21 protein-coding genes and 5 tRNA genes are annotated in these 22,032 nt (G+C 72.8%); 19 read left to right on the forward strand and 7 right to left on the reverse strand.

The window, feature by feature from the left end:
- Positions 1 to 87: 87 nt before the first annotated feature.
- A complete protein-coding gene (locus ABZ885_RS12160) occupies positions 88 to 2,592 on the reverse strand; it encodes a nitrate- and nitrite sensing domain-containing protein (protein WP_360186786.1) in 2,505 nt (834 codons plus the stop codon).
- 629 nt (positions 2,593 to 3,221) lie between these two features.
- Between ABZ885_RS12160 and ABZ885_RS12165 the strand changes: the two genes are divergently transcribed.
- The 8 genes from ABZ885_RS12165 (at position 3,222) to ABZ885_RS12200 (ending at position 6,732) form a co-directional block, all read left to right on the forward strand.
- Entirely contained in the window at positions 3,222 to 3,443 is a 222-nt protein-coding gene (locus ABZ885_RS12165; protein WP_360186788.1) for a hypothetical protein, read from the forward strand.
- A gap of 266 nt (positions 3,444 to 3,709) precedes the next feature.
- Positions 3,710 to 4,510, forward strand: a complete 801-nt coding sequence (locus ABZ885_RS12170; RefSeq protein ID WP_360186790.1) for a fumarylacetoacetate hydrolase family protein — start codon at positions 3,710 to 3,712, stop codon at positions 4,508 to 4,510.
- Positions 4,503 to 6,008, forward strand: coding sequence for a glutamate--tRNA ligase (gltX, locus tag ABZ885_RS12175; RefSeq protein WP_360186792.1), 1,506 nt, complete (start codon positions 4,503 to 4,505; stop codon positions 6,006 to 6,008). Before ABZ885_RS12170 ends, gltX begins: the two co-directional genes overlap by 8 nt.
- 211 nt (positions 6,009 to 6,219) lie before the next feature.
- A tRNA-Gln gene (locus ABZ885_RS12180) sits at positions 6,220 to 6,291 on the forward strand.
- A gap of 47 nt (positions 6,292 to 6,338) precedes the next feature.
- Positions 6,339 to 6,411, forward strand: a tRNA-Glu gene (locus tag ABZ885_RS12185).
- A gap of 27 nt (positions 6,412 to 6,438) precedes the next feature.
- Positions 6,439 to 6,511, forward strand: a tRNA-Glu gene (locus ABZ885_RS12190).
- Between the two features lie 26 nt (positions 6,512 to 6,537).
- Positions 6,538 to 6,613, forward strand: a tRNA-Glu gene (locus ABZ885_RS12195).
- A gap of 44 nt (positions 6,614 to 6,657) precedes the next feature.
- Positions 6,658 to 6,732, forward strand: a tRNA-Gln gene (locus tag ABZ885_RS12200).
- Positions 6,733 to 6,840: 108 nt separating this feature from the next.
- Here ABZ885_RS12200 and ndgR read toward each other — a convergent pair.
- Positions 6,841 to 7,554: an IclR family transcriptional regulator NdgR gene (ndgR, locus tag ABZ885_RS12205; RefSeq protein WP_148642806.1), complete on the reverse strand. Its 714-nt coding sequence runs from the start codon at positions 7,552 to 7,554 to the stop codon at positions 6,841 to 6,843.
- 228 nt (positions 7,555 to 7,782) lie between these two features.
- Between ndgR and leuC the strand changes: the two genes are divergently transcribed.
- From leuC to ABZ885_RS12225, 4 genes are all read left to right on the forward strand, one after another.
- Positions 7,783 to 9,204 (forward strand): 3-isopropylmalate dehydratase large subunit, encoded by a 1,422-nt coding sequence (gene leuC, locus ABZ885_RS12210; RefSeq protein ID WP_360186794.1) that lies wholly within the window; start codon positions 7,783 to 7,785, stop codon positions 9,202 to 9,204.
- Between the two features lie 5 nt (positions 9,205 to 9,209).
- On the forward strand, positions 9,210 to 9,821 hold the full coding sequence (gene leuD / locus ABZ885_RS12215; RefSeq protein WP_360186796.1) for a 3-isopropylmalate dehydratase small subunit: 612 nt from the start codon (positions 9,210 to 9,212) through the stop codon (positions 9,819 to 9,821).
- A 362-nt stretch (positions 9,822 to 10,183) separates the two neighbouring features.
- Positions 10,184 to 10,372 carry a hypothetical protein gene (locus ABZ885_RS12220; protein ID WP_360186841.1) on the forward strand — a complete coding sequence of 63 codons (189 nt, stop codon included), beginning with the start codon at positions 10,184 to 10,186 and terminating at the stop codon, positions 10,370 to 10,372.
- 133 nt (positions 10,373 to 10,505) lie between these two features.
- Positions 10,506 to 11,228, forward strand: coding sequence for an HU family DNA-binding protein (locus tag ABZ885_RS12225; protein ID WP_360186798.1), 723 nt, complete (start codon positions 10,506 to 10,508; stop codon positions 11,226 to 11,228).
- A gap of 152 nt (positions 11,229 to 11,380) precedes the next feature.
- Here ABZ885_RS12225 and ABZ885_RS12230 read toward each other — a convergent pair whose 3' ends face one another.
- Together ABZ885_RS12230 and cofC are read right to left on the reverse strand one after the other, a co-directional pair.
- Positions 11,381 to 11,602 (reverse strand): hypothetical protein, encoded by a 222-nt coding sequence (locus ABZ885_RS12230; protein ID WP_360186800.1) that lies wholly within the window; start codon positions 11,600 to 11,602, stop codon positions 11,381 to 11,383.
- A gap of 42 nt (positions 11,603 to 11,644) precedes the next feature.
- Positions 11,645 to 12,352, reverse strand: coding sequence for a 2-phospho-L-lactate guanylyltransferase (gene cofC, locus ABZ885_RS12235; protein ID WP_360186802.1), 708 nt, complete (start codon positions 12,350 to 12,352; stop codon positions 11,645 to 11,647).
- A gap of 213 nt (positions 12,353 to 12,565) precedes the next feature.
- Between cofC and ABZ885_RS12240 the strand changes: the two genes are divergently transcribed.
- The 3 genes from ABZ885_RS12240 to ABZ885_RS12250 all read left to right on the forward strand — a co-directional run bounded on the left by ABZ885_RS12240 (position 12,566) and on the right by ABZ885_RS12250 (position 15,660).
- Complete coding sequence (locus tag ABZ885_RS12240; RefSeq protein ID WP_360186804.1) at positions 12,566 to 13,396, forward strand: lysophospholipid acyltransferase family protein; 831 nt, start codon at positions 12,566 to 12,568, stop codon at positions 13,394 to 13,396.
- Positions 13,393 to 14,394 carry an NAD(P)H-dependent glycerol-3-phosphate dehydrogenase gene (locus ABZ885_RS12245; RefSeq protein ID WP_360186806.1) on the forward strand — a complete coding sequence of 334 codons (1,002 nt, stop codon included), beginning with the start codon at positions 13,393 to 13,395 and terminating at the stop codon, positions 14,392 to 14,394. Before ABZ885_RS12240 ends, ABZ885_RS12245 begins: the two co-directional genes overlap by 4 nt.
- Before the next feature lie 123 nt (positions 14,395 to 14,517).
- On the forward strand, positions 14,518 to 15,660 hold the full coding sequence (locus ABZ885_RS12250; protein ID WP_360186808.1) for a D-alanine--D-alanine ligase family protein: 1,143 nt from the start codon (positions 14,518 to 14,520) through the stop codon (positions 15,658 to 15,660).
- Between the two features lie 73 nt (positions 15,661 to 15,733).
- Here the strand turns inward: ABZ885_RS12250 and ABZ885_RS12255 are convergent, their stop codons facing one another.
- Complete coding sequence (locus tag ABZ885_RS12255) at positions 15,734 to 16,246, reverse strand: DUF3515 domain-containing protein (protein WP_360186810.1); 513 nt, start codon at positions 16,244 to 16,246, stop codon at positions 15,734 to 15,736.
- Positions 16,247 to 16,266: 20 nt separating this feature from the next.
- Entirely contained in the window at positions 16,267 to 16,500 is a 234-nt protein-coding gene (locus ABZ885_RS12260) for an Lrp/AsnC ligand binding domain-containing protein (RefSeq protein ID WP_360186812.1), read from the reverse strand.
- A 203-nt stretch (positions 16,501 to 16,703) separates the two neighbouring features.
- Here ABZ885_RS12260 and ABZ885_RS12265 point away from each other — a divergent pair, with 203 nt between their 5' ends.
- The 3 genes from ABZ885_RS12265 to thiD all read left to right on the forward strand — a co-directional run bounded on the left by ABZ885_RS12265 (position 16,704) and on the right by thiD (position 19,756).
- On the forward strand, positions 16,704 to 17,669 hold the full coding sequence (locus ABZ885_RS12265; RefSeq protein ID WP_360186814.1) for a thiamine-phosphate kinase: 966 nt from the start codon (positions 16,704 to 16,706) through the stop codon (positions 17,667 to 17,669).
- A 195-nt stretch (positions 17,670 to 17,864) separates the two neighbouring features.
- On the forward strand, positions 17,865 to 18,890 hold the full coding sequence (locus ABZ885_RS12270; protein WP_360186815.1) for a 6-phosphofructokinase: 1,026 nt from the start codon (positions 17,865 to 17,867) through the stop codon (positions 18,888 to 18,890).
- A 23-nt stretch (positions 18,891 to 18,913) separates the two neighbouring features.
- Positions 18,914 to 19,756 carry a bifunctional hydroxymethylpyrimidine kinase/phosphomethylpyrimidine kinase gene (gene thiD, locus ABZ885_RS12275; RefSeq protein ID WP_360186817.1) on the forward strand — a complete coding sequence of 281 codons (843 nt, stop codon included), beginning with the start codon at positions 18,914 to 18,916 and terminating at the stop codon, positions 19,754 to 19,756.
- Positions 19,757 to 19,888: 132 nt separating this feature from the next.
- Here thiD and rpmB read toward each other — a convergent pair whose 3' ends face one another.
- A complete protein-coding gene (gene rpmB, locus ABZ885_RS12280; protein ID WP_344639849.1) occupies positions 19,889 to 20,074 on the reverse strand; it encodes a 50S ribosomal protein L28 in 186 nt (61 codons plus the stop codon).
- A gap of 299 nt (positions 20,075 to 20,373) precedes the next feature.
- Here rpmB and ABZ885_RS12285 point away from each other — a divergent pair, with 299 nt between their 5' ends.
- Positions 20,374 to 22,005, forward strand: coding sequence for a DAK2 domain-containing protein (locus ABZ885_RS12285; protein ID WP_360186819.1), 1,632 nt, complete (start codon positions 20,374 to 20,376; stop codon positions 22,003 to 22,005).
- Positions 22,006 to 22,032: the final 27 nt, after the last annotated feature.

The following is a 22,032-nucleotide window of genomic DNA, read 5'->3' on the forward strand; positions in this document are numbered from 1 at the left end:
ACGTCCGGGAGTACGACGAGTTCTGGGTCAAGGGGCAGCCGTACTCGCTGCGGGACATGCTGAACGGCAGCGTCCACACCGCGGACTTCATCGGCCGCCCTGCTGCGGCGGGCCCTGCCGGCCCGGCGCGCGCTGCGGCAGGCCGCCCTGGCCCTGCTGGGGCTGCTGCTGCGGCGGCTGCTGGGGCTGGCCCTGCTTGCCGTTACGGCCGGGCGGCGGGGTCTCGCGGAGGGACTGGCCGACCTGCCGGGTGGGCAGACCGCCACCGGCACGACCGCCCGGGGCACCCGGGGCACCCGGAGCGCCGGGGCCGCCGGGGGCACCCGGACCGCCCTGGCCGCCGGGGCCGCCCTGGCCGAGCTGCGGACGGCCCTGCGGGGCGCCGCCCGCCGGACCCTGGCCGAGTGCGGCCGGGCCGCCGCGGCCGGCGCCGGGGCCACCGGGCACCTGGCGCTGCTGGCGCGGCGTCGGGGCGACCCCGCGCTGCTGCTTGGCCTGCGCCGGGCCGGGACGGCCGGCCCCGCGGCGGTCGGCGGAGTTGGTGACGTCGACCGGGAGCATGACGAGCGCGGTGGTGCCGCCGGAGTCGCTGGGGCGCAGCTGGATCCGGATGCCGTGACGCAGGGACAGGCGGCCGACCACGAAGAGGCCCATGCGGCGGGAGACGGAGACGTCCACCGTCGGCGGGTTGGCGAGGCGCTCGTTGATGTCGGCGAGGTCGTCGGGGCTGAGGCCGATGCCGGTGTCGTGGATCTCGACCAGCACGCGGCCGTCCGGCAGCGCGTGGCCGGTGACCCGGACGCGGGTCTGCGGGCTGGAGAACGAGGTCGCGTTCTCGAGCAGCTCGGCGAGGAGGTGGACGAGGTCGTTGACGACGCGGCCGGCGACCTCGGCGGACGGCACCGCGGCGAGTTCGATGCGCTCGTACTGCTCCACCTCGGACGCGGCGGCGCGGAGCACGTCGACCAGCGGGACGGGGCGGGTCCAGCGGCGGCCCGGGTCCTCACCGGCGAGGACGAGGAGGTTTTCGCCGTTGCGGCGCATGCGGGTCGCGAGGTGGTCCAGCTTGAAGAGGTTGGCCAGCTGGTCCGGGTCGGCCTCGCGGCTCTCCAGCTCGGAGATGAGCGACAGCTGGCGCTGGATGAGGCCCTGGCTGCGGCGCGACAGGTTGGTGAACATCGCGTTGATGTTGCCGCGGAGGAGGGCCTGCTCGGCGGCGAGGCGGACGGCCTCGCTGTGCACCATGTCGAAGGCGTGCGCCACGTGGCCGATCTCGTCGGTGGAGTCGACGGCGACGGGCTCGACGGTGACGTCGACGTCGTGCGGGTCGCTCTCGGAGAGCGTTTTGACCAGCTCGGGCAGCCGCCGCTCGGCGACGTCCTCGGCCGCGGCCTGCAGACGGGTCAGCGAGCGCACCATCGAGCGGGCGATCAGACCGGCGCCACCGAGGGCGACGAGCAGCACCAGCGCGACGGCGGCACCGATGATCAGCGCGTCGGTGTCGGCCTGGGACTGCAGGTCCTGGGCCTTACCGTCGAGGTCCTCGATCAGCTTGGCCTCGATCCGGCGCTCGGCCGTGATCTTGGCGGTGATCTTCTCGTACCAGTCCTTGTAGGAGACCGGCTCGGTCTGGTGGATACCGCTCTGCTGGAGGATCGAGCGCGAGTAGCGGTCGGCGTCGGCGACGACGTTGTTGTAGCTGAGCTGGCCGCGCAGGTTGTCCAGGTCGTGCGAGGTGTAGATGTTGTTGAAGCTCGTCAGCGCGTTGTCGTAGGACGTGCGCAGGCGGATGCCGAAGGACTCGTCGCTCAGGCTGAGGTCGGGGGTCTTGTTCGCGAGCGCGGCGCTGATCAGCGCGCGCTGCTGCGAGGTGGCGTTCTTGGCCAGCGAGAACTGCTGGAGCGCGCGGGTGGCGCGGACCAGGTCCTTGTTGTTGGACGCGAGGGCGATGTCCTGGGAGATCGACAGCAGGTCTCGGATGATCACGTCGTAGGCGGTGATCGTGGCCTGGATGTTCTGGTTGTTCTGGTACGGGTTGCCGCGGGCGTCCGAGATCGAGTTCAGGTCGCGGCGGATCTGGAAGAGCAGCGCCTTACCACCGGAGAGCTCGAGGTTCTCGAACTTGTCCGACGACGCGGTGAACGTCCGGTTCAGGTCGTCCGTGATCTTGCGCGCCGCGATGATGTCGTCGTCGAGCGGCTTCGTCGGGTCCTGGGTGATCGGACCGGCGCTGATGTCGCGCTCGTTCTGCAGCGCGTCGGCGAGGTTGGTCGCCTTCTTGGCCAGGTCGGAGAGGTTGGCCATCTGGGCGAGCTGCTGCGAGGCCTCGAGCGAGGCCTGGATGCGCAGGCCACCGAGGACGAGCGCGACCAGGACGGGGAGCGCGAGCAGGGCGATCAGTCGGGTGCGGATCCGCCAGTTGCGCATCGCGAGCCGGCTGACACCCGTGGCGCGCCGCCGGGTGAGGGATTTACGCAGTTTGTCCCGCGCGGACTTCCGGTCCTGCTGGCCGTCGTCCTCCGGGCGGCCGCCCGCGTCGGGCGCCGGCCCGGTCGGCCCGCCGGGCACCGCCGCCTGCTGGGGGGCTGCCACGGGCTCTCGCGACTCCGGGTCACCCGCGGCGCCGCTACCCCTTTTGAAACGTCCCTGCACTGGCGTCGCAACCTCTGGACCGGGCGTCCTGCCGCGTCGCCGCGGCCTGGACGGTGTCGAGTTTCCATCCGCACCCCGGCCGGTCCGGGAGAGCGGGTCACCGGGGTGGACTGCTCCCTACCCACGGTCCGTGGCATTCCAGCACAGCCGGGGAATCCCAACAAGGGCCGCCAGGCCTCACCGGGCGGCGCTACCGACCGCGCGCGGGATTTCACTGACTGTGCGGTAACCGGACCGGAATACCGCCCTTTTCGGACACTCGCCGGATACATGCCAAGCCGACCCGAGATCAACTGGACGAGTAGACCTTCCCGAATGTCCGAAATATCTGCTTTGTCGGGAAAACCTGATGCGGCGATATGTCGGATAAAAGAGAATTTCTCTTCAATTTGTGAGCAAAATCACAGGCCAATGTGTAGCTTTGGTCACGCTGGCTGTGGAAAGAGATCCGTAACCTGGCGGGTATCCGGAGCACGGCCCCGATCAGCCTGCCCAGAATCTCCCCGAACCACTCAGGCCGGTGCCGCTCCATGGCGAAGCGCCGGCCACGACCGCGAGGTGCTGACGAGATGTCCCAGGCGAAGAAGGCCGCCAAGTCCACGCTCACCTGCCGTTCCACGGCGAACCCGCGCCGGACGACGCTGGCCTCGGTCGAGGACTTCAGCAAGATCCCGGGCGCCCGCAAGTCCGAGGACGTCGTGACGTACGCCACGGAGCTGCCGGGCAGCACCGCCAACCCGCGCCGCACCCAGCTGATGGTGGCTCCGGTGGTCGCCGTCCCGCAGGACTGACCCGCCCCGCGCGCCACCGAGGGCGCCGCGGCCGCACCGCGAGGTGCCGCCGCGGCGCCCTCGCCCGTTCCGGCCGTCCCGTTCCGGCTGTCCGGATCCGGGCGCCCGGATGGGGGCGCGACCGCACCGGACAGCGGTGAAGCGGTCGGCCAAGGGCCCGCGCGATAGCCTGGTTGACGATTGAGCGGAGCCGGGCCCGAGGGGTTCGGCGCCCACCAGCGCCCGGGCGCGCCCGGGCGGCCGACGAAGCGAGGGGTAGCCCAGCCGTGCGCATTGCCAGGTTTTCCGTCCGGGAAGGGAGCCCTGCCGCCGGCAGCGTCTCCTTCGGCGTGGTCGAGGGGGACCCCGCCCAGCCCGAGTCTCTGGTCGTCCACGCGCTGGCCGGCCACCCGTTCGGGCAGCCCCAGCCCACCGGCGAGAGCTACCGGTTCCAGGACGTCCGGCTGCTCAGCCCGATGCTGCCCAACAAGATCGTCGCGGTCGGCCGCAACTACGCGGCGCACGCGGCAGAGCTCGGCAACGACGTCCCGGACGTTCCGCTCACCTTCTTCAAGCCGTCCACCTCGGTGATCGGCCCGACCGAGTCGATCGCCTACCCGCCGTTCTCCTCGGAGGTCCACCACGAGGCCGAACTGGCCGTGGTGATCGGCCGGATGTGCCGCGAGGTCCCGCTGGACCGGGTGCCCGAGGTGATCCTCGGCTACACCTGCGCCAACGACGTGACGGCGCGCGACGTCCAGCAGCGCGAGGGCCAGTGGGCCCGCGCCAAGGGCTTCGACACCGCCTGCCCGCTCGGCCCGTGGATCGAGACCGACCTCGACCCGGCCGACCTGGCGGTCACCTGCACGGTCAACGGCGAGCTGCGGCAGACCGGCCGCACCTCCCTGATGGTCCGCTCGGTCGCCGAGCTGATCGTCCACATTTCCGAGGCCATGACGCTGCTCCCCGGCGACGTCATCCTCACCGGCACACCCGCTGGGGTGGGCCCGCTCAACGTCGGCGACGAGGTCGCCGTCTCCATCGAAGGCATCGGCACTCTCACCAACAAGGTGATCAAGCGTGGCTAACACTGCTGCGAACCCGGACGTCCGGGTTCGCTTCTGTCCCTCCCCGACCGGCAACCCGCACGTGGGCCTGGTCCGCACGGCGCTCTTCAACTGGGCCTTCGCCCGCCACAACGGCGGCACGCTGGTCTTCCGGATCGAGGACACCGACTCCGCCCGCGACTCCGAGGAGTCGTACGACCAGCTGCTCGACGCCATGAAGTGGCTCGGCTTCGACTGGGACGAGGGCCCGGAGCTCGGCGGCCCGCACGCGCCGTACCGCCAGTCGCAGCGGATGGACATCTACGCCGACGTCGCCCGCCGCCTGCACGAGGCCGGCCACGCCTACCGCTGCTACTGCTCCACCGAGGAGCTGGACGCCCGCCGCGAGGCCGCCCGCGCCGCCGGCAAGCCCTCCGGCTACGACGGCCACTGCCGGAACCTGACCGACGACCAGGTCGCCGTCTACGAGCTGGAGAAGCGCGAGCCGATCCTGCGCTTCCGGATGCCCGACCGCACCCTCGCCTTCGACGACCTGGTGCGCGGCACGCTCACCTTCGAGCCGGAGAACGTGCCCGACTACGGCATCGTCCGGGCCAACGGCGCGCCGCTCTACACCCTGGTCAACCCGGTGGACGACGCCCTGATGGGCATCACCCACGTGCTCCGCGGCGAGGACCTGCTCTCCTCCACCCCGCGCCAGATCGCGCTGTACGCGGCGCTGGCCGAGATCGGCGTCGGCAACGGCACCACCCCGCGCTTCGGCCACCTGCCGTACGTGATGGGCGAGGGCAACAAGAAGCTCTCCAAGCGCGACCCGCAGGCCTCGCTCAACCTGTACCGCGAGCGCGGCTTCATCCCCGAGGGCCTGCTCAACTACCTGTCGCTGCTCGGCTGGTCGCTCTCCGCGGACGACGACATCTTCACCGTGGAGCAGCTGGTCGAGGCGTTCGACATCGCCGACGTCAACGCCAACCCGGCCCGCTTCGACCTGAAGAAGTGCGAGCACATCAACGCCGAGCACCTGCGCAAGCTCGCGCCGGAGGACTTCGTCCGGCGCCTGGTGCCGTACCTCCAGGCCCCCGGCCTGCTGCCGGCCGAGCCGACCGCCGGGCAGCTGGAGCTGCTGGCCAAGGTGGCCCCGCTCACCCAGGAGCGGATGGTCGTGCTGAGCGAGATCGTCAACATGGCGGGCTTCCTCTTCGTCGCCCCGGAGGACTTCGCCCTCGACCCGGACGACGCGGCCAAGGTGCTCACCGCGGACGCCCGTCCGGTGCTGGAGGCCAGCATCAAGGCCCTGGAGGCGCTGCCGGAGTTCACCCCGGAGCCGATCCAGGCCGCGCTGCGCGAGGCGCTGGTGGACGGGCTGGGCATCAAGCCCAAGTTCGCCTTCACGCCGCTGCGGGTGGCCGTCACGGGCCGCCGGGTCTCCCCGCCGCTGTTCGAGTCGATGGAGCTGCTCGGCCGCCCGGAGACGCTGCGCCGGCTGACCGCCGCCCTGGACGCCGTACCGGCCTCCTGAGCCCCGCCGCGGGCGGCTGCGGGCCCGGTTCTGACCTGGCCCGCAGCCGCCCCGGCCGCTGCCTGGGGTTATCGATTTTGGAGCCAGGCCAGACGTCGGGTAATGTTCTTTCTGCGCCGCCCGGGAGGGAACGGACGAGGGAGTGAAACCCCCGCCGGTCCCGAACGAGAGGCGCAACGCCTGAGAAGAGCTCGCAAGGGTTCAACTCTGGTGGGGTATGGTGTAATTGGCAGCACGAGTGATTCTGGTTCATTTAGTCTAGGTTCGAGTCCTGGTACCCCAGCGCAGTACCCGCAAGACCAGCAGTACCGCAGGACAAAAGAAGATCAAGCCCCCGTTGTGTAGCGGCCTAGCACGCTGCCCTCTCACGGCAGTAGCGCCGGTTCGAATCCGGTCGGGGGTACTGATCCCGCAAGGGATCACCTGGAAAGCCCCCGTTGTGTAGCGGCCTAGCACGCTGCCCTCTCACGGCAGTAGCGCCGGTTCGAATCCGGTCGGGGGTACTGATCCCGCAAGGGATCGCCAGGAAGCCCCCGTTGTGTAGCGGCCTAGCACGCTGCCCTCTCACGGCAGTAGCGCCGGTTCGAATCCGGTCGGGGGTACCAGAGCACGAAGCCGATGGGCTCGCCCCATCGGCCGATTGCTTTGTTGGGGTATGGTGTAATTGGCAGCACGAGTGATTCTGGTTCATTTAGTCTAGGTTCGAGTCCTGGTACCCCAGCCAGAAAGTACGGCCCCGGTTTCCGCCGGGGCTTTTCGCATTTCCCGGGCCGGATAAAACCGGAGGGCCCCGCTCGTGATCGAGCGGGGCCCCTCCGCTTTCCCGGCGGGTTCAGCCGCGGCGGAGCGCCTCGGTCAGGCGGTTCGCGGCCTCGATGATGGCCTGGGCGTGCAGCCGGCCCGGGTGGCGGGTCAGGCGCTCGATCGGGCCGGAGACCGAGACGGCGGCCACCACCCGGTTGGAGGGGCCGCGCACGGGCGCGGAGACGGACGCCACGCCCGGTTCCCGCTCGCCGATCGACTGCGCCCAGCCGCGGCGCCGGACGCCGCTCAGTGCGGTCGCGGTGAAGCGGGCGCCCTGGAGGCCCCGGTGGAGCCGCTCGGGCTCCTCCCAGGCCAGCAGGACCTGGGCGGCCGAGCCGGCCTTCATCGGCAGGGTGCTGCCGACCGGGACGGTGTCCCGCAGGCCGGAGAGCCGCTCGGCGGCGGCTACGCAGATCCGCATCTCGCCCTGCCGGCGGTAGAGCTGTGCGCTCTCGCCGGTGACGTCGCGCAGGTGGGTCAGGACCGGGCCCGCGGTGGCGAGCAGCCGGTCCTCGCCCGCCGCGGCGGAGAGTTCGGAGAGACGGGGGCCGAGGATGAAGCGCCCCTGCATGTCCCTGGTGACCAGTCGGTGGTGTTCGAGTGCGACGGCGAGTCGGTGGGCCGTGGGGCGCGCCAGACCGGTGGCGGCGACCAGCCCCGCCAACGTGGCGGGGCCCGACTCCAGTGCGCTCAGCACCAGAGCGGCCTTGTCGAGAACGCCGACGCCGCTAGAGTTGTCCATGCCCTAAGACTGCAGTCTCATTCCGCGAGACGCAAGTTCAATCTTCCGCGAAAAGCGCCACTCTGGATGCAGCAGCCCGGGAGACATCCAGGATGCGGCCCCGCCCCGGTGTCCGCATCGTGGACACCGATCCGGCGTGCAGGTCGCGCGGCGCGAGCCCCACAGGGCGGCGGCAGCGACCCCGACGAGACGAGAAGGCCGGCAACGCGGCCGGCTGGAGGGAATCCGATGGGACGGACACTCGCAGAGAAGGTCTGGGACGACCACGTCGTACGGCGCGCGGAGGGCGAGCCCGACCTGCTCTTCATCGACCTGCACCTGCTCCACGAGGTCACCAGCCCGCAGGCCTTCGACGGCCTCCGGCTGGCCGGGCGCAAGGTCCGCCGGACCGATCTGACGATCGCCACCGAGGACCACAACACCCCGACCCTGGACATCGACAAGCCGATCGCCGACCCGGTCTCCAAGGTCCAGCTGGAGACGCTGCGCCGGAACGCCGCCGAGTTCGGCGTCCGGATCCACTCGCTGGGCGACGTCGAGCAGGGCGTCGTGCACGTCGTCGGCCCGCAGCTGGGCCTGACCCAGCCCGGCACGACCGTGGTCTGCGGCGACTCCCACACCTCCACCCACGGCGCGTTCGGCGCCCTGGCGTTCGGCATCGGCACCAGTCAGGTGGAGCACGTCCTGGCCACCCAGACGCTGCCGCTGGCGCCCTTCCGGACCATGGCGATCACCGTCGAGGGCGAGCTGCCCGAGGGCGTCACCGCCAAGGACCTGATCCTGGCGATCATCGCGAAGATCGGCACCGGCGGCGGCCAGGGCTACGTCCTGGAGTACCGCGGTTCCGCCATCCGCAGCCTCTCCATGGAGGCCCGGATGACCATCTGCAACATGTCGATCGAGGCCGGTGCCCGGGCCGGCATGATCGCCCCGGACCAGACCACCTTCGACTACCTGGAGGGCCGCCCGCACGCCCCCCGCGGCGAGGACTGGGATGCCGCGGTCGCGTACTGGAAGACCCTGGTCACCGACGAGGACGCGGTCTTCGACCACGAGATCTTCATCGACGCGAACCGGCTGACCCCGTTCGTCACCTGGGGCACCAACCCGGGCCAGGGCGCCCCGCTGGGCGCCAACGTGCCGGACCCGGCCTCGTTCGCCGACCCGCAGGAGCGGATCGCCGCCGAGAACGCCCTCGCCTACATGGGCCTGGAGGCCGGCACCCCGCTGCGCGAGGTCGCGGTCGACGCCGTCTTCGTCGGCTCCTGCACCAACGGCCGGATCGAGGACCTGCGGGCCGCCGCGGCCATCCTGGACGGCCGGAAGGTCGCCGACGGCGTGCGGATGCTGGTCGTCCCCGGCTCGGTGCGGGTCGCCCTGCAGGCCGTCGAGGAGGGCCTGGACAAGGTGTTCACCGCCGCCGGGGCCGAGTGGCGCCACGCCGGCTGCTCGATGTGCCTGGGCATGAACCCCGACCAGCTGGCCCCGGGCGAGCGCTGCGCCTCCACCTCGAACCGCAACTTCGAGGGCCGGCAGGGCAAGGGCGGCCGCACCCACCTGGTCTCCCCGCAGGTCGCCGCCGCCACCGCCGTCCTGGGCCGACTGGCCGCACCCGCCGATCTCTCGTCCAACGTCGCCGTGGAGGCCTGAGCAGCATGGAGAAGTTCACCACCCACACCGGCCGGGCCGTCCCGCTGCGCCGCAGCAACGTCGACACCGACCAGATCATCCCGGCCCACTGGCTGAAGAAGGTCACCCGTTCCGGCTTCGAGGACGGGCTGTTCGAGGCCTGGCGCAAGGACGAGTCGTTCATCCTCAACCGGCCCGAGCGGCAGGGCGCGACCGTCCTGGTGGCCGGCCCGGAGTTCGGCACCGGCTCCTCCCGCGAGCACGCGGTCTGGGCGCTGCAGAACTACGGCTTCCACGCCGTGATCTCCTCCCGGTTCGCCGACATCTTCCGCGGCAACTCGCTGAAGAACGGCCTGCTCACGGTGGTCCTGCCGCAGGAGACCGTGGAGCGGCTCTGGGAGATCACCGAGGCCGACCCGGCCGCCGAGATCACCGTCGACCTGGAGGCCCGTGAGGTGCGCGCCGAAGGGCCCGACGGAACCCCGCTGACGGCCTCGTTCGAGCTGGACGACAACGTGCGCTGGCGGCTGCTGAACGGCCTGGACGACATCAGCATCACCCTGCAGAACGAAGGGGACATCGCCGCCTTCGAGGCGACCCGGCCCGCCTTCAAGCCGCGTACCCTGCCGGTCGCCTGAGAGAACCGCCCGGAACCCGGAACCCCGGGGGAACAAGCATTCTGACGTTCCGCCGGATGGCCCGTCCCCCCGCTCGGGGGGGCGGGCCATCCGCCGTTCCGGAGCACGAGTTCGCCTCCCGGGGCGGCCCCCGATTGCCGATTTGGCAATGCCGCAGAGGGCCCCGCGCAAGCACAACTGCGGGTAGATGGCACAATCAGTACATGCACCGGCACCATGAACCTCCGTACGCGGGCGGCGAACCCGCGCCACCGGAGTCCACGGGCCGGGGATCCGAACGCCGAATTGACGATCGGCCGGACGCCGCCACCTCACCTGCTGAGGAGCCGGACGACCCGGAAGTCGCAGCGCTCTACGCGCTTGTGGCCGAGCGGTTGAAGCAAGCTCACGCCCGCGTGCATGCGCTGAACGTGTCTGCCGATGCAAAGACCGCTCTCACCCGACAACTCCTCATCGTCACCGAGACCGCCAAGCGCGATCTTCCGGGGGCGGCAAGGCGGTTGAGTCGCTTTGCGCAGGACCTCGACGAGGGGCGCCCGCCCGTCGGCTGAGGTCGCCGACGCGCAAATCCATTGCGACACTAGGGTGATTCGCGCGTTTGGTAATTGAAAGTCCGCAGATACATACCTAACGTGCGAAATGAACGGATGGAATCATCCGGCGCCCGTTTCCGAAGGGGAAGACGTGAACAAGGCTCAGCTTGTCGAAGCGGTGGCCGAGCAGCTGGGCGGTCGCAAGGCTGCCGCAGAGGCCGTCGACGCAGTGCTCGACACCATGGTCCGCGCCGTCGTGGCCGGTGACCGGGTGTCGGTCACCGGTTTTGGCACCTTTGAGAAGGTGGAGCGCTCCGCGCGCTTCGCCCGCAACCCGCAGACCGGCGAGAAGGTCAAGGTCAAGAAGACCTCGGTGCCCCGCTTCCGTCCCGGCCAGGGCTTCAAGGACCTGGTCAGCGGCAGCAAGAAGCTGCCGAAGGAAGGCCCCTCGGTGAAGAAGGCCCCCAAGGGCTCCCTCACCCCGGGCAAGAGCGGCGTCGCCGCCACCCCGGCCGCCAAGCGTGCCGCCACCAAGCGTGCCGCCACGGCCGCCGCCGCGGCCCCGGCCGCCACCAAGAAGGCCGCCGCCAAGAAGACGGCGACCACCGCCGCCGCCAAGAAGACCACGGCCACCGCCGCGAAGAAGGCGACCGCCACCAAGAAGGCCACCACGGCCGCGGCGAAGAAGACCACCGCGACCGCCGCCAAGAAGACCACGGCCGCCGCCAAGAAGACGGCGACCACCGCCGCCGCCAAGAAGACCACGGCCACCGCCGCGAAGAAGGCGACCACCGCCGCCGCCGCCAAGAAGACGGCCCCGGCGAAGAAGACCGCCACCCGCAAGACCACCGCGCGCAAGACCACCGCGAAGTAGTCGCCGGACGGCTTCCAGAGCCGTGGCGCACCTCCCCCGGGCCCCGGGCGGAAGGGCCGCCACGGCTCTTCGGTTTTCCCCGGCTCCCGGGCGTGCGGCGGCCCCGCCGGGCCGTCCCCGCAGGGGTGGCGCGGCGGTCGGGCGCGGGCCGGTCAGGCCTCGGCCGGGTCCGGGAAGGTCTGCAGCGTCACGAAGACCACCCGGCGGCTCTCGCCGGTGCCCTCGGTGCGGATCCGCACCCGCTGGCCGGGGCGGAGCAGCAGCAGGCCGCCGGCGTCGAACGCGGCGGCGTCGAACGGCACCGGGGTCCCGTCGTCGAGCAGCACGGAGCCGGCCCGGGTGGCGGGGTCGAAGGTGAACGCGGTGGCCTGCATGAAAGCAGCATAGCGAGCGGCACCGACAACCCGGGAGGCGTCTCAGGACGGCCCCGGGAGCGGGCCCGCGGCGTAGCCGAGCCGGGCCGCCAGCGCCCCGGTGTGCGGGCCGACGCCCAGCGCCAGCGCCTCGGCGAGGTCCGCGCCGGTGTCGACGTCCCGGCGTACCGACTGCACGCCGCCCAGGCGCAGTTCGCGGGCGCCGCCGGCCGCGTGCCGGGCCCGCGAACCGTCGCCGAACGCGGGCGCGAGCGGGCTGCCGGGGGCGCAGGCGAGCAGCGTGGTGCCCACCCCGGGGGAGTCGGCCAGGAAGGCCCGGCCGGCCGGCGGCACCGCGGCCAGCACCCGGGCCAGTTCGGCCGGACGCAGGGCCGGGAGGTCGGCCGAGAGTGCGGCCAGCGGCGCGCGCGGGTCCACTGCCAGCGCGGCCGCCGCGCCGTGCGCCAGTGCGTGGTTGAGGCCGCCGCCCGGCTCGTCGGCGACCACGACGGCACCGAGCGCGGCCAGCCGTTCGCCGGCCCGGCCGTCCTGGGTGACGACCAGCACCCGGGCCACGCCCGGGGTGGCCAGCGCGGCCGTGACGGTGTCCAGCGCGAAGCAGAGCGCCAGGTCCGGACGGTGCTCCCCGGCGAACGGCGCGAGCCGGGTCTTCGCCAGGGCGAGCGGCTTGAGCGGAAGCACCAGCGACCAGCCGGCGGTGGGTGCGGGGGGCGCGGCGGGCCCGCTGGGGCGTACGGTGTCCTGGGTCATCGGCGTCATTGTGGCGCCGGTCCCGGAACCCCCGCCAGGCCGTCCGAGCTGTGCGGACGTGCGTTTGGTCACGCCCGCCCGACGCGTTGGCGGGGTTGCTCGACAGCCGCTCCGCGGCCGGGCGAGACTGTTCCGCGCCCGGGCCCCGCAGGGGCTCCGGGGGGCGAGAGACTGCGGCACCCCACGTGCCGCACCGGATGAGGAGGACCTGGGGTGGCCCGCCGCTCGTACGCCAGCTTCGGCAACGCCGACTACGGCATCTGGTACCGCTTCGCGGCCGTGCTGGTGAAGCCGGTGACGACCGCGCTGGTCAAGCCCGACTGGCGGGGCTGGGAGCACCTTCCCAAGGAGGGGGGCTTCATCGCCGCGGTCAACCACAACTCGATCATCGACCCGGTGGTCTACGCGCACTGGCAGTACAACAGCGGGCGTCCGCCGCGGATCCTCGGCAAGTCCTCGCTGTTCTCGGTGCCCTTCATCGGCTTCATGCTGCGCAAGACCGGCCAGATCCCGGTGTTCCGGGAGTCGACCGACGCCGCGCAGGCGTTCCGGGCCGCGATCGACGCGGTCAACGCCGGCCAGTGCGTGCAGTTCTACCCGGAGGGCACGCTCACCCGGGACCCGGACCTGTGGCCGATGACCGGCAAGAGCGGGGTGGCCCGGGTCGCGCTGATGACCGGCGCCCCGGTCATCCCGGTGGCGCACTGGGGTGCGCACGAGATCATCCCGCCGTACGGCAGGGGCGGCTCCGGCAAGGGCAGGTTCAACCTGTTCCCGCGGCACAAGGTGACCGTGGCGGCCGGGCCGCCGGTGGACCTGAGCAGGTACCAGGGCCAGGAGCTGACCGCGCAGGTCCTCAAGGACGCCACCGAGGACATCATGCAGGCGATCACCGCGGTGCTGGCCGGCATCCGCGGCGAGGAGGCGCCGGCCGAGCGCTACGACATGCGCGCCGCGGCCCGGGCCCGGGCCGAGAGCGCGGCGGCCGAACGCCAGCGGGCGGCCGGCCTGGGCGGCAACGGCACCGAGGAGGCCGCCAAGTGACCCGGTGCGCCGTGTTCGGGACGGGTTCCTGGGGGACCGCGTTCGCGATGATCCTCGCGGACGCCGGCTGCGAGGTGGTCCTCTGGGGCCGCCGGCAGGAGCTGGCGGACGCCGTCAACACCACCCACGTCAACCCGGACTACCTGCCGGGCGTGCCGCTGCCGGCCTCGATCCGGGCCACCACCGACGCCGCCGAGGCGCTGGCCGGCGCGGACTTCGCGGTGCTGGTGGTGCCCTCGCAGACGCTGCGTGACAACCTGGCCGCCTGGGCCCCGCTGATCGAGCCGCAGACCGTCCTGGTCAGCCTGATGAAGGGCATCGAACTCGGCACCGCCAAGCGGATGAGCGAGGTCATCGAGGAGGTCACCAAGGTCGGCCCGGAGCGGGTCGCCGTGGTCAGCGGCCCCAACCTGGCCCGCGAGATCGCCAACCGGCAGCCCGCCGCGAGCGTGGTGGCCTGCACCGACGAGGCGGTCGCCAAGCGGCTCCAGGCGGCCTGCCACACGCCGTACTTCCGCCCGTACACCAACACCGACGTGATCGGCTGCGAGCTGGGCGGCGCGGTGAAGAACGTGATCGGCCTGGCGGTCGGCATGGCCGACGGCATGGGCCTGGGCGACAACACCAAGGCGACGCTGATCACCCGCGGGCTGGCCGAGACCACCCGGCTCGGGCGGGCGCTCGGCGCCGACCCGTACACCTTCGCCGGGCTGGCCGGGATGGGCGACCTGGTGGCCACCTGCTCCTCGCCGCTGTCGCGCAACCACACCTTCGGCACCAACCTGGGCCGCGGGATGTCGCTGGCCGAGACCATCGCGGCCACCCGGCAGACCGCGGAGGGCGTGAAGTCCTGCGAGTCGGTGCTCGACCTGGCCCGGCGCAGCGGCGTCGACATGCCGATCGTCGAGGCCGTGGTGGACGTGGTGCACAACGGGCGCCCCACCCAGGAGGCGTTGCAGGCCCTGATGTCCCGTTCCGCCAAGGCCGAGCGGCACTAGCCGGGGACCAGGCAGGGACCGCCCGCTCAGGAACCGCCGGACGGCCCCTGAGCGGGCCGTACGGTTTTCGGCCAGGGTGGCTGACTTTCCGCAAACGGGCCGCACGGTACCCTCAAACGCGATATGAGCATCGAACAGACCTCCCCGAACCCGTCCGCGAAGCCCCGCGTAGCTGTCGTCTTCGGCGGACGCAGCTCCGAGCACGCCATCTCGGTCTCGACCGCGGGCAGCGTGCTGCGGGCGATCGACCGCGAGAAGTACGACGTGCTGCCGATCGGCATCACCCAGGAGGGCCGCTGGGCGCTGGTCAGCGACGAGCCGGCCCGGATGGCCATCACCGACGGCAGGCTGCCGGACGTCTCCCAGGTCGCCGAGGCCGGCGAGGGCCAGGTGGCGCTGCCGGTCGGCCCGGGCAGTCGCGAGGTGGTCTGGAGCGAGCCCGGAGCCGCCCCCAAGGCGCTCGGCGAGGTCGACGTGGTCTTCCCGCTGCTGCACGGCCCCTGGGGCGAGGACGGCACCCTGCAGGGCCTCCTGGAGCTCTCCGGCGTGCCCTACGTCGGCAACGGCGTGCTCTCCAGCGCGGTCGGCATGGACAAGGAGTTCACCAAGCGGATCCTGGCCTCGCACGGCCTGGAGGTCGGCCGGTACACCATCGTGCGCCCGCGCGAGTGGGAGACCGAGGCCGGCCGGGCCGCCGTCCGCGAGCGCGTCGCGGACCTGGGCCTGCCGGTGTTCGTCAAGCCGTGCCGGGCCGGCTCCAGCATGGGCGTCGCCAAGGTCAAGGACCTGGCCGACCTCGACGCGGCGATCGAGGAGGCCCGCCGGCACGACCCCAAGCTGATCATCGAGGCCGGCGTCTCCGGCCGCGAGATCGAGTGCGGGGTGCTGGAGTTCGAGGACGGCCCGCGGGCCAGCGTTCCGGCCGAGGTCCTGGTCGGCGGCGACTTCGAGTTCTACGACTTCGAGGCCAAGTACATCGACTCCTCCGAGGTGCGCGTGCCGGCGGAGCTCGACGCGGCGGAGACCGCCGAGATCCGCCGCCAGGCGGTCGCGGCCTTCGAGGCGCTCGGCTGCGAGGGCCTCGCCCGGGTCGACTTCTTCCTGCTGGCGGACGGCAGCTGGATGATCAACGAGATCAACACCATGCCCGGGTTCACCCCGATCTCGGCCTACCCGAAGATGTGGGAGGCCACCGGGCTGTCGTACCCGGAGCTGATCGACCGGCTGCTCCAGGCGGCGCTGCGCCGCTCGACCGGCCTGCGCTGACCGCGCGCGGACGTCCGCACCGACGGCGAAGGGCGGGCCGGGAAGCTCCCGGCCCGCCCTTCCGCGACGGGTGTCAGGGGATGTTGGCCTTCACCAGGGGGTTGAGCGCGGAGACCGGGTCGAGCGGATTGGCGAAGGCCCCGCCGTGGACGGTCACCTCGACGTACGCCTTGCGCATCGTCGTGGTGAACCGGTAGCCCCCGTCGTCCAGCTTCTTCGCCCACCAGGTGACGTCGTCGATGGTGGGGGAGATGTCCTTCGCGGCCGGGCCGTTCAGCTCGTCCGGGCGGTCCACGCCGCAGCGCAGCACGGTGCGCGGCGAACTCGCCCACCCGGCCACGTACGGCGAGGCCGGCGACGGGTCCTTCCGGGCGTGGCCGAGCAGCTCCTGCGGCAGGGCGGCGGCCAGGGCCTGGCAGTACCCGGCCGCCTTGCCCGCCGGGTGCGGCGTCTCGATCTCCTCGGGCGCGCTCCAGCTGCCGACCAGCACCACCGCGGTGCAGGCCAGCGCGAGCGGAAGCGCCAGCCACCGGATCGGGGCGGGCAGTTCCGCCAGCAGGCGGGGGACGCGAAGTCGTCGGGTCACCCGCCGATGGTAGCCGGGGCTTACAGGTGGACCACCGGGCAGGTGAGGGTCCGGGTGATGCCCTCGACCTGCTGGACCTTGGCCACGACCAGGCGGCCGAGGTCGTCCACGGTCTCGGCCTCGGCCCGCACGATCACGTCGTAGGGCCCGGTGACGTCCTCGGCCTGGAGGACGCCGGCGATCTTCGAGATGGACTCGGCCACGGCGGTGGCCTTGCCGACCTCGGTCTGGATCAGGATGTATGCCTGTACCACGGAGGGACCTCCCGGCGGCTGGGTACGGGGATGCCGCCGTGATCGCCCGGTCAGGCGTCGGGGGTGGGGAGCGGGCTCACCGGCAGTCTGATCACCACGCTACCGCGCAGCGGGCCGGGGAGGGGAGACTTCTGCACCTGCGGAGGGCGTACGCTGCGCGCGGGGGGCACTTGAACCGGACGGGACATCCGAGAGGACGGCAGATGCAGGGGACCGTGGGCGAGCTCGGCGAGTTCGGCCTCATCAGGGAGCTGACCGCCCGGGTGCCGCTCACCGAAGCGGTCGACCTCGGCCCGGGCGACGACGCCGCCGTGGTGAAGGCACCGGACGGCCGGGTGGTGGCGACCACGGACGTGCTGATCGAGAACCGGCACTTCCGCCGGGACTGGTCGACCGCCTACGACGTGGGCCGCAAGGCCGCCGCCCAGAACCTCGCCGACGTGGCCGCGATGGGCGCGGTGCCGACGGCGATACTGCTCGGCCTGGTCGCCCCCGCGGACCTGCCCACCACCTGGGCCACCGAGCTGATGGACGGCCTGCGGGACGAGTGCCAGGTGGCCGGTGCGACGGTGGTCGGCGGTGACGTGGTGCGCGGGGACGTCATCACCCTGGCCATCACGGCGCTCGGGGACTTGCAGGGGCGCGCGCCGGTGACGCGCGCCGGGGCCCAGGTCGGCGACGTGGTCGCGGTCACCGGCTGGCTGGGCTGGTCCGCCGCCGGGCTGACCGTGCTGCAACGCGGCTTCCGCTCGCCGCGGGCCTTCGTGGAGGCGCACCGCCGGCCCGAGCCGCCGTACCACGCGGGCCCGGCCGCCGCCGAGTTGGGCGCCACCGCGATGGTCGACGTGAGCGACGGGCTGGTGGCCGACCTCGGCCACGTGGCCCGGGCCAGCGGCGTGGACATCGACCTGCGCGCCGCCGACTTCGACGTCCCGGCCCAGATGGCCGACATCGGCCAGGCGGTCGGCGTGGACCCGCTGGTCTGGGTGCTCTCCGGCGGCGAGGACCACGCGATCGTCGCGACCTTCCCGCGCGGGGCCCAACTCCCCGCCCGCTGGCGGGTGGTGGGCGAGGTGACGGCGCGGGCCCGGGCGGCCCGCGGCGGCCGGGTGACGGTGGACGGCGCGGCCTGGGACCGGGTCGGCGGCTGGGACCACTTCGCCGAGTGACGGGCGGCCCGTCCGCCCACCGGGCGCGCCGGGCCACCGAGGGGGCGGGCGGAGGACGGTCCGGGCGGCGGACGGACGGCGCGCGGCGCACCCGGTCCGGGCGGGGTTGTGCGTAGGCTTGCGCTGAAGCGGGCCCGCCCGCCCCCCCGGGCGGGGGCGGTCCGATCCACTGCGGAGCGGGAGAGCACTGCCACCATGCGCATCGGTGTCCTGACCAGCGGCGGCGACTGCCCCGGCCTCAACGCGGTGATCCGGTCGGTGGTGCACCGGGGCACCGACGTGCACGGCGACGAGATCGTCGGCATCGAGGACGGCTTCCTCGGCCTGATCGAGGGCCGGACCAGGCCGATCTCGCACGACGACGTCACCGGCCTGCTGACCCTCGGCGGCACCATCCTGGGCTCGGCCCGGGTCAAGCGCGAGCGGATCGGGTGGGCCGTGGAGAACGCGCAGGCCCTCGCCCGGGACGCCGGCATCGACGCGCTGATCGCGATCGGCGGCGAGGGCACGCTGACCGCGGCCCGGATGTTCAGCGACGCCGGACTGCCCGTGGTCGGGGTGCCGAAGACCATCGACAACGACATCGACGCCACCGACGTCACCTTCGGCTTCGACACCGCGGTGCACGTCGCGACCGAGGCGATCGACCGGCTGAAGACCACCGCGGAGTCCCACCAGCGCGTGATGGTCGTGGAGTTGATGGGCCGGCACACCGGCTGGATCACCCTCACCGCCGGCATGGCGGGCGGTGCGCACGGGATCCTGATCCCGGAGAAGCCGTTCGACATCGAGGCGGTGGCCCGGATGGTCGAGGACCGCTTCGCCCGGGGCAAGAAGTTCGCCATCATCGCCGTCGCGGAGGGCGCCGGCCCGCTGCCCGGCACCATGCGCTTCGACCACGGCGAGGTCGACCAGTTCGGCCACCAGACCTTCGGCGGGATCGGCAACCGGCTCGCCCACGAGCTGGAGAACCTGCTCGGCAAGGAGGCCCGGCCGGTCATCCTCGGCCACGTCCAGCGCGGCGGCACGCCCACCGCCCGCGACCGGGTGCTCGCCAGCCGGTTCGGCTGGCACGCGGTGGAGGCCGTCCACCAGGGCGCGTTCGGGCACTTCACCGCGCTGCGCGGCAACGACGTGGTGCTGGCTCCGGTGTCCGAGGCGGTCACCCGGCTGAAGACCGTGCCGCAGGACCGCTGGGCGGAATCGGAAGCCGTGCTCTGAGCCCGCGCGGGTAGGTTGGTCCCATGGCCCTCCCGTCTCCCGCCCCCGCCTCCGGCCGAGCTCCGCACGGCCCCTCCACCGCACCTCCGCGCGTGCTCACCGTCGCCGGTTCCGACTCCGGCGGCGGCGCCGGCATCCAGGCCGACCTCAAGGCGATGCTCGCCCTCGGCGTCCACGGCATGAGCGTGATCACCGCCGTCACCGCGCAGAACTCGCTCGGCGTCCAGGGCTACTGGGAGCTGCCGGCCGAGGCCGTCCGCGCCCAGTTCCGCAGCGTGGTGGACGACATCGGCGTGCAGGCCGTGAAGACCGGCATGCTCGCCTCCATCGAGCTGGTCGAGACCGTCTCCGGGCTGCTCGCCGGAGTCGACGCCCCGGTGGTGGTCGACCCGGTCGGCGTCTCCAAGCACGGCGACGCGCTGCTGGCCGCCGAGGCGGTCGCCACCGTCCGGGAGAGGCTGCTGCCGGTCGCCACCCTGGCCACGCCCAACCTGCACGAGGTGACGCAGCTCACCGGCCGCACCGTCGAGGACGAGGGCGGGATGCTGGACGCGGCCAAGGCGCTGCTCGACCTCGGACCGCGCTGGGTGCTGGTCAAGGGCGGGCACCTGGAGGGCGAGGCCGCCGACCTGCTGTACGGCGGGGAGGGGGAGGAGCACTGGTACCGCGCGCCGCGCCACGACAACCGGCACACCCACGGCACCGGCTGCACGCTGGCCAGCGCGATCGCGGCCGGGCTGGCCAAGGGCGAGCAGCTGCCGGAGGCGGTGGCCTCGGCCAAGGAGTACGTCACCGGCGCGATCGCCGGCGGCTTCGCGCTGGGCGCGGGCATCGGCCCGGTCGACCACGCCTGGCGCTGGCGCTGAAACGACCGATGGCGGGCCCGTGGGCCCGCCATCAACCGTGTGCCGGGAACGACGGGCACACCGGGGAAACAGAAAGCCGGTCCATCCGAGGATGAACCGGCTGACTGGAGGACCGGCGTACCGGTCTGCGCGTCAGCGCGAGACCTTACCGGCCTTGATGCACGAGGTGCAGACGTTGAGCCGCTTCGGCGTCCGCCCAATCACAGCGCGCACCGTCTGGATGTTGGGGTTCCAACGACGGGAGGTACGGCGGTGCGAGTGGGAGATGCTGTTGCCGAAGCCCGGCCCCTTGCCGCAGACGTCGCAGTTGGCAGCCACAGGAGTCACTCCAAGACTTCAGATCATTTACGTTCGAAACCCCGCCGACCCACCGGAGCACTCACGTGAACCAGACCGGACCAACTGGGTGAGCCTGGACTGTTCCAGGCAACCGGAAGAGCATACAACGCTTGCTTCCGTTCAACGAAACTACCACGACCGCGCAGGTGATCGCTGCGGTCGCCGGATCCCGCGCCCGGACCCGGCCCCCGATAACCTGCCCGTATCGCCCCTCGCCGCTGCCCTGAATGTGTTGCCGCCCCTCAGGCCGTCACGGCGTCTCATCCGGAGGAGACCTGGTGCTGCAGACGCTCGACGCCCCGGCCGTGCGCAGCTGGTGCCAGCTGTCCCTGCGCGCGCTCGGCCAGGCCCGCGAGGAGATCGACGCACTCAACGTCTACCCCGTCCCGGACGGCGACACCGGCACCAACCTGTACCTGACCGTGGAGTCGGCCGCCGCCGCGGTGGAGAGCCGGTTCGCCGACCCGGACGCCGGCCCGGCGCCCGGGCTCGCCGAGACCGCCAGGGCGATGGCCCGCGGCGCGCTGATCGGCGCGCGCGGCAACTCCGGCGTGATCCTCGCCCAGTGGCTGCGCGGCACCGCCGAGACGCTGGCCGAGGGCGGCGGCGCCGACCAGCTGCGGGCCGCCCTGCAGCGGGCCGCCGACTCCGCGTACCAGGCCGTCGCCGAGCCGGTCGAGGGGACGCTGCTGACCGTGGCCCGGGTCGCCGCCCGGGAGGCCGTCCGGGCCGGGGACGGGCTCGCCCAGGTCGCCGACACCGCGTACCGGGCCGCCCGGGACGCCCTGCGGCACACCCCCGAGCAGCTCGCCGTGCTGGCCGAGGCCGGGGTGGTGGACGCCGGCGGACGCGGCCTGGTCGCCGTCCTCGGCGCGCTGGCCGACGCCGTCGCCGGGCACCAGCCGATGGGCCCGGTCGCGCTGCGCGGGGACGTCCGGACCGCGGAGGGCTGCGGGACGCACGTGCGACCGCCCGGACCCGGCCACCCCGCCTTCGAGGTGATCTACCTGCTGGACGCCCCCGACGCCGCCCTGCCCGCGCTGCGCGAGCGGCTCGCCGGGCTGGGCGACTCGCTGGTGGTCGGCGGCGGCGACGGCCTCTGGAACGTCCACGTGCACGTGGACGACGCGGGCGCCGCGGTCGAGGCCGGGGTGCGGGCGGGCCGGCCGCACCAGATCCGGATCACGCACTTCGTCGAGGCCGCCGCCCGCTCCGGCGCCGCCGCCGACCGCGGCGAGCGCGAGGAGCGCACCCGGGCGGTGCTCTCGGTGGTCTCCGGCGCGGGCCTGGCCGAACTCTGCGAGCAGGCCGGCGCCGTGGTCCTGCACGCCGACCCCGACCGGCCGCCGGCCAGCGCCGAACTCGCCGCCGCCGTCCGTCGGGCCGCCGCCCGCGAGGTGGTGCTGCTGGTCAACGACCCCGAGCTGCGGGCCGCCGCCGGCGCCGCCGCCGACCAGCTGCGCGAGGAGGGCGTGCGGATCGCCGTGCTGCCCACCCGCTCGCCGGTCCAGGGCCTGGCCGCGCTCGCCGTGCACGAGGCCGGCCGCCGCTTCGACGAGGACGTGGTCGCCATGACCTCGGCGGCCGGCGCCACCCGGTACGCCGAACTCGCCGTCGCCGAGGGGGAGTCCTGGACGATGGCCGGGGTCTGCCAGGCCGGCGACGTGCTCGGGCTGATCGACGGGGACGTGGTGGTGATCGGCTCCGGGCCGGACGAGGTCGGGACGCTGGTCCTGGACCGGATGCTCGGCGCGGGCGGCGAACTCGTCACCCTGATCCTCGGCGAGGGCGCGCCGGAGGGCCTGGCCGAGCGGCTGGTCGCACACGCCCGGCACCGGCGGCCCGAGGTCGACGCGGTGGTCTTCCACGGCGGGCAGGAGTCCGCTCCGCTGCTCATCGGCGTCGAGTAGCCGACGCGGGGACGCCCGGATTGTCGG

The sequence above is a fragment of the Kitasatospora sp. NPDC047058 genome (assembly GCF_040643935.1).
In the GTDB taxonomy this organism is placed as follows: Bacteria; Actinomycetota; Actinomycetes; order Streptomycetales; family Streptomycetaceae; genus Kitasatospora.